At 75.1% G+C, this 17,923-nt stretch carries 12 protein-coding genes; 10 read left to right on the top strand and 2 right to left on the bottom strand.

The genetic code is table 11. From position 1 onward, the window contains the following. The first annotated feature begins 69 nt into the window (after positions 1-69). The 9 genes from ACLJTM_RS31585 to ACLJTM_RS31545 all read left to right on the top strand — a co-directional run bounded on the left by ACLJTM_RS31585 (position 70) and on the right by ACLJTM_RS31545 (position 14,443). Positions 70-7,209 (top strand): amino acid adenylation domain-containing protein, encoded by a 7,140-nt coding sequence (locus ACLJTM_RS31585; protein WP_411107204.1) that lies wholly within the window; start codon positions 70-72, stop codon positions 7,207-7,209. Continuing rightward, positions 7,206-7,412 carry an MbtH family protein gene (locus tag ACLJTM_RS31580; RefSeq protein WP_411107203.1) on the top strand — a complete coding sequence of 69 codons (207 nt, stop codon included), beginning with the start codon at positions 7,206-7,208 and terminating at the stop codon, positions 7,410-7,412. Before ACLJTM_RS31585 ends, ACLJTM_RS31580 begins: the two co-directional genes overlap by 4 nt. A 141-nt stretch (positions 7,413-7,553) precedes the next feature. Then, positions 7,554-7,982 (top strand): cobalamin B12-binding domain-containing protein, encoded by a 429-nt coding sequence (locus tag ACLJTM_RS31575; protein WP_411107202.1) that lies wholly within the window; start codon positions 7,554-7,556, stop codon positions 7,980-7,982. Beyond that, positions 7,979-9,289 carry a methylaspartate mutase gene (locus ACLJTM_RS31570; RefSeq protein ID WP_411107201.1) on the top strand — a complete coding sequence of 437 codons (1,311 nt, stop codon included), beginning with the start codon at positions 7,979-7,981 and terminating at the stop codon, positions 9,287-9,289. The genes ACLJTM_RS31575 and ACLJTM_RS31570 overlap by 4 nt, the downstream gene beginning before the upstream one ends. Before the next feature lie 101 nt (positions 9,290-9,390). Then, complete coding sequence (locus ACLJTM_RS31565; protein ID WP_411107200.1) at positions 9,391-10,374, top strand: asparagine synthetase A; 984 nt, start codon at positions 9,391-9,393, stop codon at positions 10,372-10,374. After that, the gene (locus ACLJTM_RS31560; RefSeq protein ID WP_411107199.1) at positions 10,371-11,684 is read left to right on the top strand and encodes a glutamate synthase-related protein; all 1,314 of its coding nucleotides are present in this window, start codon (positions 10,371-10,373) and stop codon (positions 11,682-11,684) included. The genes ACLJTM_RS31565 and ACLJTM_RS31560 overlap by 4 nt, the downstream gene beginning before the upstream one ends. 440 nt (positions 11,685-12,124) lie before the next feature. Beyond that, entirely contained in the window at positions 12,125-12,331 is a 207-nt protein-coding gene (locus tag ACLJTM_RS31555) for a hypothetical protein (protein WP_411107198.1), read from the top strand. Positions 12,332-12,405: 74 nt separating this feature from the next. Beyond that, positions 12,406-13,680 (top strand): MFS transporter, encoded by a 1,275-nt coding sequence (locus tag ACLJTM_RS31550; RefSeq protein ID WP_411107197.1) that lies wholly within the window; start codon positions 12,406-12,408, stop codon positions 13,678-13,680. A gap of 10 nt (positions 13,681-13,690) precedes the next feature. Further along, positions 13,691-14,443, top strand: coding sequence for a 4'-phosphopantetheinyl transferase family protein (locus tag ACLJTM_RS31545; RefSeq protein WP_411107196.1), 753 nt, complete (start codon positions 13,691-13,693; stop codon positions 14,441-14,443). Between the two features lie 108 nt (positions 14,444-14,551). Here the strand turns inward: ACLJTM_RS31545 and ACLJTM_RS31540 are convergent, their stop codons facing one another. Continuing rightward, positions 14,552-14,830, bottom strand: a complete 279-nt coding sequence (locus ACLJTM_RS31540; protein ID WP_411107195.1) for a hypothetical protein — start codon at positions 14,828-14,830, stop codon at positions 14,552-14,554. A 450-nt stretch (positions 14,831-15,280) separates the two neighbouring features. On the opposite strand from ACLJTM_RS31540, the gene ACLJTM_RS31535 reads away from it, so the two are divergent. Further along, positions 15,281-16,237 (top strand): trypsin-like serine peptidase, encoded by a 957-nt coding sequence (locus ACLJTM_RS31535; RefSeq protein ID WP_411107194.1) that lies wholly within the window; start codon positions 15,281-15,283, stop codon positions 16,235-16,237. A gap of 56 nt (positions 16,238-16,293) precedes the next feature. Here ACLJTM_RS31535 and ACLJTM_RS31530 read toward each other — a convergent pair whose 3' ends face one another. Beyond that, positions 16,294-17,709 carry an NAD(P)/FAD-dependent oxidoreductase gene (locus tag ACLJTM_RS31530; RefSeq protein ID WP_411107193.1) on the bottom strand — a complete coding sequence of 472 codons (1,416 nt, stop codon included), beginning with the start codon at positions 17,707-17,709 and terminating at the stop codon, positions 16,294-16,296. Positions 17,710-17,923 lie beyond the last annotated feature (214 nt).

The following is a 17,923-nucleotide window of genomic DNA, read 5'->3' as shown; positions in this document are numbered from 1 at the left end:
CCGGGCGTACCTAGCGTGGAAGCCACGGAGTCCGCTCCGCACCCCGTCCCCTCGCATGGAGGCCCCGCGATGCCCTCGACCGCCCCCACCGCCGCCGCCGTCCTGGACGGCGGCCCGGCGATCCGCCCGGCACCGCACGTACTCGACCGGTTCGACGCCCAGGTACTCGCCGGGCCGGAGCGGACCGCGCTGGTGCACGGTGCGCGCCGGATGACGTACGGGCAGCTCGCGCTGGCGGTGGCCCTGCGCTCCGACGAGCTCGCCCGGGAAGGGGCCGGGCCGGGCCGGCTGGTCGCGGTCAGCAGGCCGCGCGGGATCGAGGCCGTGGTGGGGCTGCTCGCCGCCCTGCGGGCCGGTGCCGCCTACCTGCCCCTGGACCCCGCGGCGCCACCCGCCCGCAACGCCGCGATCCTCGCCGACTGCGCGGGCACCGCCGTCGAGGCGGCCGAGGGGGAGTTCGTGCTCCCCGGGCCGGGGGTCCCCGAGGACTGCGCCTACGTCATCTACACCTCCGGGTCGACCGGCACGCCGAACGGCGTGGTCGTCGGACACGGGGCGCTGGCACACTTCACGGCCGGGGCGGGCGAGCGGTACGGGGTCACCTCCGCCGACCGGGTCCTGCAGTTCGCACCGCTGCACTTCGACGCCAGCGTCGAGGAGGTCTTCCTGAGCCTCTGCTCGGGCGCGGTGCTCGTCCTGCGCGACGAGGACATGCTGGACGTGCCGGGGCTGCTGGCCGGGTGCGGGGAGCACGGCATCACGGTGCTCGACCTGCCCACCGCCTACTGGCACGAGCTGGCCCACGCCCTGGCCGTCGGGGTCGCCGAACTCCCGCCGACCCTGCGCACGGTGGTCATCGGCGGGGAAGCGGCCCTGCCCGAGCGGGTGGCGCAGTGGCGGCGCTCCGTGGACGGGACGGGGGTGCGCCTGCTGAACACGTACGGGCCGACGGAAGCGACCGTGGTCGCCACGGTCGCCGACCTCTCCGGGTACGAGGGCGGCCCGGTCCCCATCGGGACGCCGCTGCCGGGCGTCCGGGCCGCGGTGGTCGACGGGGAACTGTGGCTGCTGGGCGGTGCGCTGGCCGACGGCTACCTGGGCCGGCCGGAACTGACCGGCCGCCGCTTCACCTCGCTGGGCGGGGAGCGCGCCTACCGCACCGGCGACCTGGTGACCCTGCGCCCCGACGGACAGCTCGGCTTCCAGGGGCGGGCCGACGACGAAGTGAAGATCAACGGGCACCGGGTGGACCCGGCGTCCGTGGAGTCGGTGCTGACCTCGCACCCGGGGGTCCGCGAGGCGGCCGTCGTCCCGCAGGACACCCCCGGCGGCGGCAAGCGGCTGGTGGCCTTCGTGGTCGCGCACGACGGGGTGGGCGCGGCGGAACTGCGGGCGCTGGCCCGGGCCGAGCTGCCCGCCGCGGCCGTCCCCGGCACGGTCGTGCTGCGCACGGAGCCGCTGCCGCGCACCTCCTCGGGGAAGATCGACCGCACCTCGCTGCGGGCTGCGGGCGGCGGGACCCCGCCGGACGCCGACGCCGTCTTCGCCGGGCCGGTGCTGCCCCCCGAGGACCGGGTCCCGCTGTCCTTCGCGCAGCGGCGGCTGTGGTTCCTGGCGGGCCTGGAGGGGCCGTCGGCCACCTACAACCTGCCGGTGGTGGTGCGCCTGGACGCGGTGCCCGACACGGCCGCCCTGGAGAGCGCGCTCGGCGACGTCCTGGAGCGCCACGAGGTGCTGCGGACGGTGTACCCGGCCGTGGACTCCGAGCCGTACCAGCACGTGCTGGCGGCGCCGCCGCTACCGCTGGTGGTGCAGGAGTGCGCCCCGCAGGAGGTGGCGGGACGGGTGGCCGCGTTCTGCGCGGGCACCTTCGACCTCGGCAGCCACCTGCCGGTCCGCGCCCGGCTGTTCCTGCCCGGCGACGGCTCCGCCACCCTGGCGCTGCTGACCCACCACATCGCCACCGACGGCTGGTCGGTCACCCCGCTCCTGCACGACCTCGGGGAGGCCTACGCGGCCCGGCTGGCGGGCGGCGCACCCGGCTGGGAGCCGCTGCCGGTGCAGTACGCCGACTACACGCTGTGGCAGCAGGAGCTGCTCGCCGACCCGGCCGCGCTGCTGGACCACTGGCGGGCCGCCCTGGACGGGATGCCGACCGTACTGGACCTGCCGGCCGACCGGCTGCGGCCCGCGGAGCCCACCGGGGAAGGTGCGACCCTCGTGGCCCGGCTCGACGCGCAGGCCCTCGGCCGGCTCGGCGCCCTGGCCGAGGAGCGCGGCGCGAGCCTGCTGATGGTGCTGCAGCCCGCGCTGGCGCTGGCGCTGGCCGCCGTGGGCGCCGGTACGGACGTGGCGATCGGGACCCCGGTCGCGGGTCGCGGGGACGAGGCCCTGGACGCCCTCGTGGGCTTCTTCGTGAACACCCTGGTGCTGCGCACCGACGCGAGCGGCGACGCCCCCTACGCGGAGCTGGTGGACCGGGCCCGGGACGCGGACCTGGCGGCCTACGCGCACCAGGAGCTCCCCTTCGACCTGCTGGTGGAGCACCTCGCCCCGGAACGGGCCCTGGCCGTCAACCCGTTCTTCCAGGTGATGCTGACCGCGCAGGAGGAGGACGGCGCCGCCGCCCTCTCGCTGGGCGGGGGCGCGCTCACCGGCCGGTTCGCCGAACCCGGCCTGGAGGGAGCCAAGTTCGACCTCAACGTGTCCTGTGTGCAGCGTCCGGACGGTGCCTTGGAGGTGTGGTGGCAGTACGCGGCGGACCTGTTCGACGCGCAGACGGCGCAGCTGCTGCTGGACCTGTTCCTGCGGGCGCTGGCCCGGGCCGCGCAGGACCCGTACGCGCCCGCCGGCGCGCTCCCGCTGCTCACGGAGGCGGAGGGCCTGCGGATCGCCGGGCTGCGGGCCTCCCAGGAGGCGGCCCGCCGGGAGCAGGAGCGGGCCCGGTCGGCCGGGGCGGCCGCCGCCGGGGGGCCCGCCCCCGCCCAGGAGGTGCTGTGCGGGCTCTTCGCCGAGGTCATCGGCCTGGACCGGGTGGAACCGGACGACAACTTCTTCTCGGTCGGCGGGCATTCGATGATGGGGGTGCGGCTGGTCAACCGGATCCGGGCCGTGCTGGGCGTCGAGGCGCGGATCCGGGACCTGTTCCTGGCCCCGACCCCTGCCGAGCTGGCGGTGCGGCTGGTCCGGGAGAGCGCGCCGGCCGGACGCCCCGCGCTGGTGAAGGTGCCCGAGCAGGTGCGGCCCGAGCGGATCCCGCTGTCGTACGCGCAGCGCCGGCTGTGGTTCGTGGACCAGTTGGAGGGACCGAGCCGCTCCTACACCATCCCCTTCGCCCTGCGGCTGGAGCGGCCGCTGGAGCCGGCCGTGCTGGCGCAGGCGCTCGCGGACGTGGCCGCGCGACACGAGGTGCTGCGGACGGTGTACCCGGCCGTGGACGGGCAGCCGTACCAGCGGGTTCTGCCGGGGGCGAGGCCGGTACTGGAGCAGGTCACCAGCACCCCGGAAGGGCTGGAGGCGGCGATCGACGCGGCCGCCGGGCACGTCTTCGACCTCGCGGCTGACATCCCGCTGCGTGCTGCGCTGATCGACACCGTCGCCGCGGGAAGCGCCGACGGCGCAGACCCCGCCGACCCCGTCGGCCCCGGCGCCGGCCCCACCGGTCAGGTGCTGGTCCTGCTGGTCCACCACATCGCCGCCGACGGCTGGTCCACCGGGCCGCTGATCCGCGACCTGGCCGCCGCCTACGAGGCCCGGCTGGCGGGCTCGGCGCCCACCCTGGCGCCCCTGCCGGTGCAGTACACGGACTACACGCTGTGGGAGCGGGCCGCCCTGGACGGGGACGCGGCCGCCGCGCACGCCGCGTACTGGAAGGACACCCTGGCGGACGCCCCGCCCGCCCTGGAGCTGACCGCGGCCCGCACCCGGCCCGCCGAAGCCTCGCACCGCGGCGAGGCGACCGTGCTGGAGCTGGACGCCAGGACGCACGCCCGGCTGGAGGCACTGGCCCGCGAGCACGGCGCGACCCTGTTCATGGTGGTCCAGGCCGCGCTCGCCGCCGCCCTGACCCGGCACGGCGCGGGCACCGACCTGCCGCTGGGCACGGTGGTCGCCGGCCGGGACGACGAGGCGCTCGACGAGCTCGTGGGCTTCTTCGTGAACACCCTCGTGCTGCGCTGCGACACCTCCGGCGACCCCCGGTTCTCCGAACTGCTGGACCGGGTCCGGGACACCGACCTTGCGGCCTACGCCCACCAGGACCTGCCCTTCGACCTGGTCGTGGAGCAGCTGAACCCGGTGCGGTCCACCGCCCACCACCCCCTGGTCCAGGCGATCGTGCAGGTCCAGCCGGACGAGCCGCCGGCCCCCGCGGGCACGGCCCTGGCCGGGACCCCGCTCGGCGCGGCCTCCGGGTTCACCAAGTTCGACCTGACGGTGTCGCTGCGGGAGTTGCGGGCCGCGGACGGCGGCCCGGGCGGGCTCGCCGGCGTACTGGAGTACGCGACGGACCTCTACGACGCCGCGACGGCGCGGATGCTCGCCGCTCATCTGGCCCGCATCCTGGAGGCGGTGGCCGAGGACCCCCGGCTGCGGATCGGGGACCTGCCGCTGCTGTCGCCGGAGGAGGAGTTCCGGCTGGTCACGCAGTACAACGACACCTCGGTGCCGCAGGCCGCCTGCGGGCTGGTGCACGAACGCTTCGCGGAGCAGGCCCGGCGGACCCCGGACCGGATCGCGCTCTCGTACGAGGAGGAGACCCTCACCTACGCGGACCTGGACGCCCGCGCCAACGCCCTGGCGCACCGGCTGCTGGAGGCCGGGGTGGTCCGGGACGGTGCGGTGGGGCTGCTCCTGGACCGCAGCCCCCACCTGCTGGTGGCGGCGCTGGCCGTGCTCAAGTGCGGGGCCGCGTACGTCCCGCTGGACCCGCGGCTGCCGGACGCCCGCGTGGCCATGGTCATGGAGGACGTGCAGGCACGGGTCCTGCTCACGCAGGAGGCGCACGCCGGTGCGGCGCCGGTGCGCCGCCAGCTCGACGCGGGCGCCCGGGTGCTGTCCGTCGACACACCGGCGCCCGGGTACCCGGAGACCGACCCGGGGGTGGCGGTGGGCGAGGACGCACTGATGTACGTCATGTTCACCTCGGGCTCCACGGGCCGCCCCAAGGGCGTCGGCGTCACCCACCGCAATGTGGTGGAGCTGGTCACGGACCGCTGCTGGGACCGCGCCAACCACCGCCGGATGCTGGTCCATTCGGCGATCGGCTTCGACGCCTCGACGTACGAGCTGTGGGTGCCGCTGCTGGGCGGCGGCAGGCTCGTCATCGCGCCCGGCGACGGCACGGACGTGGCCGAACTCGACCACACCGTCCGCACCTACGGCGTCACCGCCGCCTACTTCACCATGGGCCTCTTCCACATCATGGCCGACGAGGGCCTGGACACCCTCAAGCTCCTCGACGAGGTGTGGACCGGCGGCGACGTCGCCTCGCCGAGCGCCCTGCAGCGGGTCCTGGACCACTGCCCCGACACGGTGCTGGTGCACTCGTACGGGCCGACCGAGACCACCTTCGCCTCGCACCAGCAGCGCTTCCCCCTCGACCGGCGCGTCGTGGACGGCGTCTTCCTGGGCGCGGCCCTCGACAACACCCGCGTCCACGTCCTGGACGAGCGGCTGCGCCCGGTCCCGGTCGGGGTGGCCGGCGAGATGTACCTGGCCGGCACGCAGGTGGCCCGCGGATACGTGGGGCGGCCCGGGCTGACCGCGGAACGGTTCGTCGCCGACCCGTTCGCCGCGGACGGCGGCCGGATGTACCGCACCGGCGACCTGGTGCACTGGACCCCGGCGGGTGAACTGCGGTTCATCGGCCGGGCCGACGGCCAGGTCAAGCTCCGCGGGTTCCGGATCGAGCCCGGCGAGATCGAGGAGACCCTGGCCCGCCACCCGGGGGTCGGCCGGATCGCCGTCGTGGTCTTCGAGGACGGGCCCGGCGGCAAGCGGCTGGTGGCGTACGCCGTCCCGCGCGCCGACCACACCCTCGACGAGGCCGCGCTGCTGCGGTGGGCGGCGCAGGAACTCCCCGAGCACATGGTGCCCTCGGCGGCGGTGCTGCTGGACGACATCCCGCTGACCGTCAACGGCAAGCCCGACCGGGCGGCGCTGCCCGCGCCCGCCGTCGCCGTCCGCGCTGCGGGGCGCACCGCCCGCACCCCGCGGGAGGAGGTCCTGTGCGGGCTGTTCGCCGAAGTCCTCGGGGTGGAGGGGATCGGCATCGACGACAACTTCTTCGCCCTGGGCGGGCATTCGCTCCTCGGGGTGCGCCTGGTCAGCCGGATGCGCAGCGTCCTGGGCCTGGAGCGCGGCGTACGGGACCTGTTCCGCACACCGACGGTGGCCGGTCTGCTGGGCGACGAGCCCAGCGGCTTCGACCCGATGGGGGTGGTGCTCCCGCTCAACCCCCGGGGCGCGCAGCGGCCGCTGTTCTGCATCCACCCCGGCACCGGGGTGGGCTGGCCCTACGCGGGCCTGGCCCAGCACCTGGGGCCGGACCAGCCGCTGTACGCGATCCAGGCCCGGGCCCTGAGCGAGCTCGGCCACTCGCCCGGGACGGTCGAGGAGATGGTGGCGGACTACCTGCCGCTGATCCGCGAGGTCCAGCCGCACGGCCCCTACCGGTTCCTCGGCTGGTCCTTCGGCGGCACGGTCGCCCACGCGCTGGCCGTGCGGCTCGCAGAGCTGGGGGAACGCACCGAGCTGCTGGGCATGATGGACGTCCACCTGCTGCCCACCGAGCCGCAGCGGCGCCGCATGACCCCCGCGCAGAAACGGGACATGCTGGTGGGGGACGCCACCGACGAGCCGGCGGACGCACCCTTCGACGTGGACGCCCTCATCGGCCTGGTCCGCCTGAAGGACCCGGTGCTCGGCGCCTTCACCGACGGGGAGATCCGCTCCGTCATCGGCGCCTCCATCAACCACGCCGAAATCATGAACCTGTACGCCCCGCGCCGCGTCGCCACCGACATGCTGTTCCTGGCGGCCATCGAGGACGGGGAGACGGAGAACACTCTCGCACAGCACTGGATTCCCTACGTCGAGGGCCGTGTGGAGAATCACGTCATCGGGGTCCCGCACACCAGAATGGGTGAGCCGGAACCCCTCGCACTGATCGGCCGTATCCTTTCCGAGAAATTGAGGAGTCTGTCATGACCAATCCTTTCGATGACACCGAGGGCACCTTCCACGTCGTGGTGAACGCCGAGGGCCAGCACGCCCTGTGGCCCGTCTTCGCCACGGTTCCCGCAGGCTGGGACGCGGTGTGGGGGGCCGGCAGCCGGGCCGACGCACTGGCCTATGTGGAGCAGAACTGGACGGACATCCGCCCCAAGAGCCTGGTCGCCCAGTACGCCTGAATTTCCGGCAAGCACCTGTGAAGCCGTGCCCCGCACCCGCGGGGCACGGCTTTTTCGATGGTCCGGGTCACGCCGTCGAATTCCTCCATACTGCCGCTCCAACTTCCCCTCGGCGGCCTCGGGGTTTTCTATATTCGGCGTATGCGACGACGGAATGTGAACATCCTGCTCACCGGCACGGAATCGGATTCCCACACCTGGAATCTCGTCTACCTCCAGCTCCTGCTGGAGGAGCTCGGGCACCCGGTCCACAACCTGGGGCCCTGTGTGGCGGACGAGCTGCTGACCGCCGTGTGTGCGGCGGACGAGCCCGCTCTCGTGGTCATCAGCAGTGTCAACGGGCACGGCTACCGGGACGGGTTGAGCGCGGTCCGCGCGCTGCGCCGGGCGGGCTTCACCGGCCGGGTCGTCATCGGCGGCAAGCTCGGCGTCGCCGGCGCCGCCGACCCGGAGCAACGCGGCCGCCTCCTCGACGCCGGCTGCGACGCCGTCTTCGACGGCGGTGACGTGGGCGCCTTCCGCGCCTTCCTGGGCTCGTTCTCCGCGGCCGACACGCGGGCCGTCGCATGACCGCCACCGCACTGCGCCCGCCGGCCGCCGCCACGGCGCAGCAGGGGGCCGCCCCCTCCTTCGGCAGCTTCGTCGCCCGCGCCGCGGCGGCCGGACAGCTCGTCGTCCAGCCCCGCATGGGCTTCAGCGATCCGCGCCGGATGCGGGCCGGGTTGGAGTGCACCAAGTCCGCCGTCGCCACCACCGCCGGCACCCTCACCATCGACAGCTACACCCGGGTCGGCGCCCACGCCGCCGCCCGCGCCGCGCTCGCCGAGGGCGCCCCGCTCAACGGCTACCCCATCGCCACCCATTCCGCCGCGCGGACCCGTCGGCTGCTGGACGGGGTCCTCGACGACCGGTTCCCCGTACAGGTCCGGCACGGCTCCTCCCGGCCCGAGGCCATCGTCCGGGCGCTGACCGCCGCCGGGCTCGACGCCACCGAAGGCGGGCCGGTCTCGTACTGCCTGCCCTACGGCCGCACCCCGCTCGCCGAGTCGGTCGACAACTGGGCCCGCTGCTGCGAACTGCTCTCCGCGCTGGCACCGCCGCCCCGGGTGCCCCACCTGGAAAGCTTCGGCGGCTGCCTGCTCGGCCAGCTCTGCCCGCCCGGGCTGCTGGTGGCACTCAGCCTGCTGGAGGGGATGTTCTTCGCCCAGCACGGCATCCGCAGCGTCTCCCTCAGCTACGCCCAGCAGACCGACCCCCAGCAGGACACCGAGGCGGTACGGGCGCTGCGCCGACTCGCCGAGGAGTTCCTGCCGCCCACCGTGGACCGGCACGTCGTCCTCTACACGTACATGGGGGTCTTCCCCGCCACCACGCGGGGCGCGACCCGGCTGCTGGAGGCCTCGGCGCGGCTGGCGGTGGGCGCCGGGGCGCAGCGGCTGATCGTGAAGACCGCCGCGGAGGCGCACCGGATCCCGACCGTGCCGGAGAACGTCCGGGCCCTGGAGACGGCGGCCGCCACCGCGGCCCTGACCGAGCGGCTGCCCGCACCTCCGGACCCGGCCGACAGCGAGGTGTACGCCGAGGCGCGGGCCTTCGTGGAGGCCGTCCTGGACCTCGGGGAGGACCTCGGGCGGGCCCTGCGCGCCGCCTTCGCGCGGGGCGTACTGGACGTCCCGTACTGCCTCCACCCGGACAACGCCGGCCGTTCGCGCAGCTTCGTGGACGCGGGCGGACGGCTGCGCTGGTCGCAGGTGGGCGCGATGCCGGCGGCCGCGCACACCACCCCGGGCGGGCGGCGCGCCATGACCTCGGACGGCCTGCTGGAGGCCCTGCACGGACTGGCCCGGCGCTACGACGCGCCGGGGCCGGACGAGTGAGCGGGCGCGGGCGCCCGGGCGGCCCCGCACCCGCACGGCCACCCCTCCGCGTGCCCGCACAGAGCTTCGACCACCCCACACCGACACCCACAGGAGCCGACATGGACATCCACACCCCTCCCCCGCTGGGCGCGCACCTGCGCTCGCCACAGCTGCGGTCCGCGATGCTGGTGCAGCAGGAAGCCCTGTACGGCGCGCGGGAGTTCCTGCGCGGCGAGGGCTTCGTGGAGCTGCTGCCGCCGCTGGTCGGACCGGTCACGGACCCGGGCGGGCGCGGCGCGAAGGCGCTGGACGTCGACTACTACGGCCAGCCGTACAAGCTCATGACCAGCGCCATCCTCTACAAGCAGGCCTCACTGAAGGGCTTCCCGCGGCTGTTCTACATCGCACCGAACGTCCGGGTCGAACCCCCGGAGACGGCGTCCACGGGACGGCACCTGGTGGAGTTCCACCAGATCGACGTGGAGATGGCCGGGGCGTCCCGCCGAGACGTCCAGGAGATCGCCGCCGGACTGCTGACGCACGTGGTGGAGCACGTGTGGACGGCGGTCCCGGAGGTGCTGCGCGAACTGGGCCGGGAGGAACTGGACTTCGCGGAGCTGCGGTCCGGCAAGTTCGACGCCTGCACCCACGGGGAGGCGGTGGCGCGCCTGCTGGGGCACGGGCACCCGCAGAGCCCGGACGCCGAGATCGACTGGGAGGGCGAGAAGGTGCTCTCCCTGGAGTCCGACCGGCCGTTCTTCATCAACGACTACCCCAAGGGCTCCCGCGGGTTCTACGACCGGGAGGACCCCGAACGCCCCGGCGTGCTGCGCAACTTCGACCTGATCGCGCACGGCGGTTACGGGGAGCTGGTCAGCGGCAGCGAGCGGGAGTCCGACTACGCGACGATCGTCACCCGGATGCGGGAGAGCGGGGAGAACCCCGCGAAGTACGCCTGGTACCTGGACCTGGCCCGCGAGGGCATCGAGGCCAGCGCGGGCTTCGGGATGGGCCTGCAGCGCCTCGTCCGCTTCCTGACCGGGCTGGACGCCCTGTGGCAGGTCAGCGCCTACCCGAAGCTGCCGGGGGTGATCGCGCCGTGAGCGGGGCGACCGGATCGGACGCGGCGCAGGGACTGCGGGCAGCCGGCTTCCCGGAGCAGGCCGTACGGGCCCGGGCCCGGGCGGGGACCGCCGAGGTGTTCCCGGCGGCGGACGGCTACGGCACGCAGCTGTACGGGGCCGGGCCGGACCTTCATGCGGTGACGCAGGCACCCGACGGCCTGGACGCACTGCGGATCGCGCCGCCGGTGTTCATGCCGCGCCGGCTGGAGAAGCTGATCGAGCTGGGCCGCGAACCCTCGTACGAGGACGTGGACCTGCGCACCGCGGTGGGCGGCTTCCACGCCGAACTCCCCTTCTATCTCTCGGCGTTCGGCTCCACCCGCGCGGGCAACGGCGATCTCGGCACGGCCGCCGCACGGCAGGCCGCCCGGCTCGGCATCCCCATGGTGGTCGGCGAGAACATGGTGCCGGTCCACGGCTACCGGCGCGCCGACGACGGCGCCCGTTCGGCGCTGCTGGCGCGGGTGGGGGCGTACGCGGAAGCGGTCGCGGAGGGCGCCGGCGGTGTCGTGGTGCAGCAGTCCACCGAGGACGCCGACTCCGAGGTGTGGAACCTGCTCTACAGCGATCCCGGCACCCGCGCCCTGCGCGACTCCGGACGGCTCGGCTTCGAGCTGAAGGTGGGCCAGGGCGCCAAGCCCGGGCTCGGCGGGATGACGGTCGTGGACACGGCCGAAGCCCAGCGCCTCGGCGGGCAGTTCGCCGTACGGGAGCTGCTGGGCGACCCCGGCCGGCGGCTGCGGTGCGCCACGCCCGGCACCTTCACCGAGGAGATCGTGCGGCAGCAGCTGCGTTTCATGCGGAACAACTTCCCGCTCGCCCGGACCTGGGTGAAGTTCCACCCCGGCCGGGACATCGCGCACGCCGCCGCCACGGCCTGGGCGGCCGGCGCCGACGCCGTCACCGTGGACGGCGCGGAGGGCGGCACCGGCTGGGCCCCGCGGGTCTTCCTCGACCAGGTAGGGCTGCCGCTGGGCGAGTGCCTGCACCGGATCGGCCGCCCCGGCGGGGACCTCCTCGCCACCGGCCGGATCTGGGAAGGCGGCCGGGCCGTCCGGGCCCTGGCGCTGGGCGCCACGGCGGTGGGACTGGGGCGGGCCGCGCTGCTCGCCGTCGACGAGGACCCGCAGGAGGGCCTGGTACGGCTGGTGGAGGCCCTGGCACTGGAAACCCGGCTCCTGGTCAGCGCGCTGGGCAAGTACCGCGCGGCCGACCTGGACCGGCAGGACCTGTGGTCCCCCGACACCCCTGCCCCGGCGCAGGCCGTCCCGGTCGGCGGCCGCGCATGACGCCCCCGACGGGCGGCGATGGCGGACCGGCCGGCCGGGACGGGTCCCCCGCCCGGCGCCCCGCCGCGGGACCCGTTCCCGACGCGGTACGGGCCGGCCAACGCGGGAGGCCCGGCGGGCGCGAGTGGCTCGGCGGGGGTGAGTGGCCCGGGCGGCGCGGGGGGTCCGGGCAGCGCGACGGGTCCGGGCAGCGTGACGGGTCCGGCGGGGGTGAGTGGCCCGGGCGGCGCAACGGGTCCGGCGGCCGCGAGTGGCCCGGCGGGGGCGAGCGGCCCGGGCGGCGCGGGGGGTCCGGCCGAAGGCCGGTTGGCCGGGACGGCGGCCGTGGCAGCGGTCGCGGCAGCGGGCCGGCGGGCCGGGAAGGCGGCCGCGGACCCGCGGGCCCGGTTCCCCGCCCGGTACGGGCCCGGTTCCACCTCGCGGACACCCCCGGGGTCACCGTGACCCAGACGCGGGGCGCCGGCCCCGCCGCGGCCGCTGCCCACCGGGCCCTGGCCCAGGCCGGTTTCGGCCACCTCGGCGGCCACCTCCGGCTGGACGCGCCCGGGCCGGCGCCGCGGGCCCGCGACCTCGTCCGCGCCGCCCGGCGGGCCGTGGCCGCGGCACTGGCGGCCCGGCCACGGCCGGCTGACCCGTACCGGGCCTGAACCGGCCACCGAGGCCTGCGCCCCTCCCCACCCACCTCCTTCTTCGCACACGACTCACAGAAACCAGGTGCCCCATGGACACCCCCCAACCCACTGCACCCGCCCAGCCGAAGGCACCGGACCAGGTCCAGTGGGGCCGGGTCAGTTCCCTGGTCGGCGGCCAGGCCGCCGTCCAGCTCGGCAGCTTCGCCCTGCTCATCGCCATGAACTGGACCGCGGTCCAGATCGGCGGCACCGGCGCGGTGACCCTGCTGATGCTCGCCGCGACGGTCCCCCGCGCCCTGATGCTGATCTTCGGCGGTGCCGTGGCCGACACCCTCGGCCCGCGCTTCGTCCTGCTGCGCACCACCACCGCCCGGGTGGTCCTCCTCGCGGGCGGAGCCGTGGTCACCGCCACCACCCAGCAACTGTGGCCGCTGGTGCTGATCGCGCTGGTCGAGGGCATCCTCCTGGGCCTGGCCGGGCCGGCCTCCGGAGTCCTGCTCCCCATGTTCGCCCGCGGCGACCAACTGGCCCGCGCCAACTCCCTGTACGCGATGGTGCTGCGCGTCGCCCCCATCCTCGGCGCCCCCGCCGGGGCCTTCCTGATCACCGTCGGGGAACTGTGGCTGGCCATGCTGGTCGGCGCGGTCACCGGCGCGATCTGGCTGGGCTGCCTGCTGCACGTCACCCACGGGTTCGTCCGTCCGGAGCCCGAGCCCGGCGTGTCCCTGGTCAAGCGGTCCGGTGACGGCTTCCGCCTGCTGGCCCGCCACCCCCGGCTCCGCTGGATGTTCATCGCCGCCCTGTGCCTGGACATGGCGTTCAGCTGGCCCGCCGAGGTCGCCCTGCCGCTTCTGGTCTCCGAACGGGGCTGGGGGGTCGGCGCGGTGGGCGTGGTCCTGGCCGCGTTCAGCGTGGGCGCGCTCGGCTCCAGCGCGGTGGGCGCCGCACTGGCCCACCGGATCCCCATGTTCGTACGGCTCGTGGTGACCGGGGCCGGCCTGGCCGCCGGCATCCTCGTGATGGCCCTGATGCCCTCGGTGGCCTCTCTGACCGCCGTCGCCGCCGGGGTGGGCCTGCTGTCGGGGCTCAACGGGCCCGCCATCGTCACTCTGTACCAGCAGTCGGCGCCCGAGGACCGGATGGGCGCGGCCATGTCCACGCTCTCCCTCGCCGGCATCGGCACCGCGCCGATCTCGATCGCCGTGTTCAGCTCCCTGTCCCTGGTCCTCGGCGTGCAGACCACCTGGCTGCTGTGCGGTGCCATCGCCTTCGTCTCGCCGGTGGCGGCCGTACTGGCCCTGCGCCAGCCGGCCAAGGCCGAGGAGCCGGCGCCGGTGGAGCTCCCCGTCCCCGTCACCGTGTGAGGAGGCCCCCATGACGCTCGCGACACCCACCCTCGGCCCACCCGCCACGGCGCGGGCCGGTCACCCGCTCCTGGTACCCGAGCGGCTGTCCGGCCCCGAGCCGGCCGGCGCGGCCCTCGTCGCCGCGAGCCCGCAGCTGTGGCTCGTGGACACCACCGAGTACCGGGCCCAGGCGGCCCGGCACGCCCCGGGCACCCTGGACGCCCAGGAGCTCGCCCGGGCCGCCGAATTCGTCCGGGCCGCCGACCGGGACGCGTACGTCTGCGCCCACGTGGCGCTGCGCCGGCTGCTGGGCGCGTACCTGGGTACGGCCCCGCGCGAGGTGGTCGTGGAACGGGCGCCCTGCGCGCACTGCGACGAGCCGCACGGGCGGCCCGTACTGCCGGGCGGCGCCCTGCACTTCTCGCTCTCGCACTGCACCGGGATCAGCCTGCTGGCGTTCGCGACCGCCCCGGTGGGCGTCGACGTCGAGGAGATCGTGCTGCCGCAGACCATCGCGGAGACCGCGGACGTCCTGCACCCGCGGGAGGCGGCCGAGCTGGCACTGCTGCCGGCCGGCGAGCGGCCCGTCGCGTTCACCCGGGTGTGGACCCGCAAGGAGGCGTACCTGAAGGGCCTGGGAGTCGGGCTGTCGGAGAACCCGGCCGCGGACTACGTGGGTTCGGGCCCCCTCCCGGCCCCCGTCCCGGGCTGGACCCTGACGGACGTCCTGGTCCCGGACGGACACTGCGGTGCGGTGGCCCTGCGCACACCCGCCGGGTGAAGCCACAGGCGGGGCGGAGGACTTCACCAGGACACCCCGCACCCCTGCTGGCGAACAGCTCGCAAGAACGCCACCGAGCGTCTCGCGGATGCAGAGAGGGGGTGCCGGTCAGCCGGCAGGCACGGCCGAACGTACGTAGCGCACGGCAGCGTTGTGCTGGAGGTATCCCCTGGTGCCGTCCTCGTCGGTGAATACCATGAGGTAGATCTTGCATGAGTCGCCGGTTTCAGGACCTGAGAAGTCGAACCTGATACCGGGCGACTCGTCGGGAAAGGTGTCGAACACCCATGTCGCCGGCCCGCTGTAGAAGTCGTTGGACAGCCCGCACCGCGCCGTCGGCTCCGCCAGCAGCTCCAATTCCGCAGATCCGTCGGCACGGACCGTCATACCTCCTCCGGCGACGGCCGACCACGACCCCACGACGTCCGCAGTCCCCAGGGGCGGGCCTCCTTCACCGCCGTCCGCGAGGGAGGCAACTGCCGCCACGCACAATCCAGCACCGGCCAGGAGCAGACCCACGAACCTTGGAGCGCGACTGGTCAAGGAGCTTGCCCTTCATCTGGCGTTCTGATGTCGGTCGCACTGTAGCCACGCGCTCCACCGGCTGCGTGAACCGGTACATGGCTGCTGCTGGCACCGGCGGAAGGAAGTTCGCCCAGTTCTGCGCCGGGGGACGCGCACACCTGGCGGAAGCTTCGACGGCCGCAACTCCATCGGCAACGGGTTCCGGGATGTGAGCACGGACACGTCCCTCCGGGGCAACCCCCGCTGCCGCTCGGCCATCGAACAAGGGTCGGAAGCATCGGTCCGGGTGCAGCAGTGGGGTGGGAGCGCAGGATGTTCAGGAAGGTTCGCGGGAGGACCGTGGGGCTCGCCCTGTTCGCCGGCGTCCTCGGAGCGCTCCTCGTCGTGGGGGCCCGGTTCGCCTGGGAGATGCGGGACATCACGGCCCTGCGGGCCGACGGGGACGCGGCGCAGGGCACCTACCAGCAGGACCCCGAGCGGGCCGACCGGACGGCGTCCGCCGTGCTCGACGGCATCGCCCGGGAGGCCCCGGAGCCGCCCATGGACACCCAGGCCTTCGGTGGGGACGCGCCGGCGCACTGGCGGACCGCCGGATGGCAGCCCTCCGAGCCGCTGGAGGCCCGCCCCGCACCGGCCGAGCCCGCGATCGGCGCCCTCTTCTCCCCCGGGGCCGACGGGGACGACGACCACCACTGCTCGGGCGGCGTGGTGCACTCCCCCGGCGGCGACCTCGTCGTGACGGCCGCGCACTGCGTGTACCGCGGCGGCTTCCGCACCAACCTCGCCTTCGCCCCGGGCTACCACGACGGCATGGCCCCGTACGGGGTCTGGGTGCCCACCCGGATCGACCTGGACCCGCGCTGGGCAGAGGACCAGGACCCCGACCACGACGTGGCCTTCCTCCGGATGCGCCGGCCCGGGCACCCCGGGCAGCGGCTGGAGGACGTCACCGGTTCCGCCACGATCCTCTTCAGCGCCGAACTGCCGGCGCCCGCCCGGCTCATGGGCTACCCGAACGGGCAGGAGCAGCCGCTGGACTGCCGGACCACCGCCCGCCCCGCAGGACCGACGCAGCTGCGCCTGGACTGCGCGGACGTGCCCAACGGCACCAGCGGCGGCCCGGTGCTCACCGACGGCCATGTCCTGATCGGCGTGATCGGCGGCCGCGACGGGGGCGGCGACGACGAGACCTCGTACAGCGTCTACTTCGACGAGGGCATCCGGTCCCTGTACGGACGCGCCACCCGGGGCAGCACCCCGGCGGGCTGATCCCGCGGCACGCACGAACGGCCGGTCTTCCCGAAGGGGTGGGCCTGACAGTGGGTTCAGGTCCTGTCGGCGGCGGCGGTGGGCGGGCCGTGGTGGGGTGGGTAGGCGGCGGCGGACGGGGTGGACGGCAGACGCCACGTGGACAGCACGCGCAGGGCCGTGGCCGGGGCGAGCAGGGTGCTCGGCGGAGCCGACAGGGACAGCACCCCGAAGAAACGGCGGGAGACGGCCGGGTCGGCGTTGGCGCCCACCATGACCCGTGACATGTAGCGCTGGAGGACGCGGGTGGCCCGGTCCGGCGGCGGGCCCTCGGTCTGCGCGTACCGCAGGTCCTCGCTGGTGGCGATCTGCCAGGCCGTCCGGGCCTGCAGCACCGTCCGGCGCTGGATGCGCCGCGCAGCCGCCGGCACGCCGCCCGTGTCCAGGCCGCGCAGCTCCTTGCGCAGGGCGTCCGCCGCCAGGGCGGCGACCGTCATCCCGTGCCCGTACACCGGGTTGAAGCGGCAGGCCGCGTCGCCCAGCACCACGAAGCCCTCGGGCCAGCGCTCCAGGCGCTCGTAGTGCAGCCATTCGTTCGCGGTGGAGCGGAACCCGGCGACCGCGGAGAGCGGCTCCGCCCCCCGGACGGCGTCGTGCAGCGCCGGGCTGCGCAGGCTGCGGGCGAAGCCGAGGAAGTCCTCGTCGGCCGTGCTCGGGGCGTGCTCGCCGTTGCCGATCAGGGTCACCAGCCACCGGCTGCGGTCCACCGGTACGAGCACACCCCCGCGCGGCCCGTCCGGACGGCTCTGGACGTACACCCCGTGCCAGCGCCGCGCCGCGTCCGGCGGGATGGCGAAGTAGCGGCTGGCGTAGCCGAGCCGGGCGTCGTACCGGGTGACCTCCGGTGCGGGGAAGCCGAGAGCCGCCAGCCAGGCGGGGGCCTTGGAGGTGCGCCCCGTCGCGTCGACGACGAAGCCCGCGGCGAGGCACTCCCCGTCGCGCAGCCGCACCCCGGTGACCGCCCGCCCGTCCGCCGTGCCGACGAGCCCGGCGGCCGCGGTCCCGGCCCGCAGCCGGATCCGGGGGTGGCGCAGCACCTCCGTGCGGACGGTGAAGTCGATCACCTCGCGGCCGGCCAGCAGCACCTCGGTCCCGGGGACCTCCCGGAACCAGTCGGCCGGGCTCAGCCAGAGGAAGTCGCCCGGCGACTCCAACAGGGCTGCACCGGCCCCGAGCAGCTCCCCGGTGACCCCGGGGAGCATCTCCTCCAGCAGCCCCACGCCCTTCGACCACAGCACGTGGACGTGCCGGGACTGCGGTACTCCGGGCCTGAACACCGGTCCTGCGTCGGAGAGCTCGTCCCGCTCGACCAGGGTCACCCGGGCGAACCGGTCCGCGAGCACCCGCGCCGCGAGCAGTCCGGCCAGCCCCGCCCCGAGGACCACGGCGTGCTCATGAGGCGGTAAGTGGTTGTCCTTATCGTCGTCTTCCATGCCGCCGAGTGTCCGGCCCGCCCACCGCCCCGGTCAGGTCCCGGCCGGGGCGGACGGAGGCACCCGGGGGCGGACGGGGGCGGACGGGCTCACTACGGGGCGCCCACCCGGGCGGCCACGGGGCGGCCTCAAGGTCGGCTTCAGGGTCGGTCCCGCCACCGCCGCCACCGCCGCCACCGCCGCTTCCACCGCGACCGCCACCGCCGCCACCGCC

Origin of the sequence: Streptomyces sp. cmx-4-9, assembly GCF_046548835.1 — a bacterium.
GTDB lineage: Bacteria > Actinomycetota > Actinomycetes > Streptomycetales > Streptomycetaceae > Streptomyces.
The sequence above is the reverse complement of the archived record's forward strand: the minus strand, read 5'-3'. Positions and strand labels throughout refer to the sequence as shown.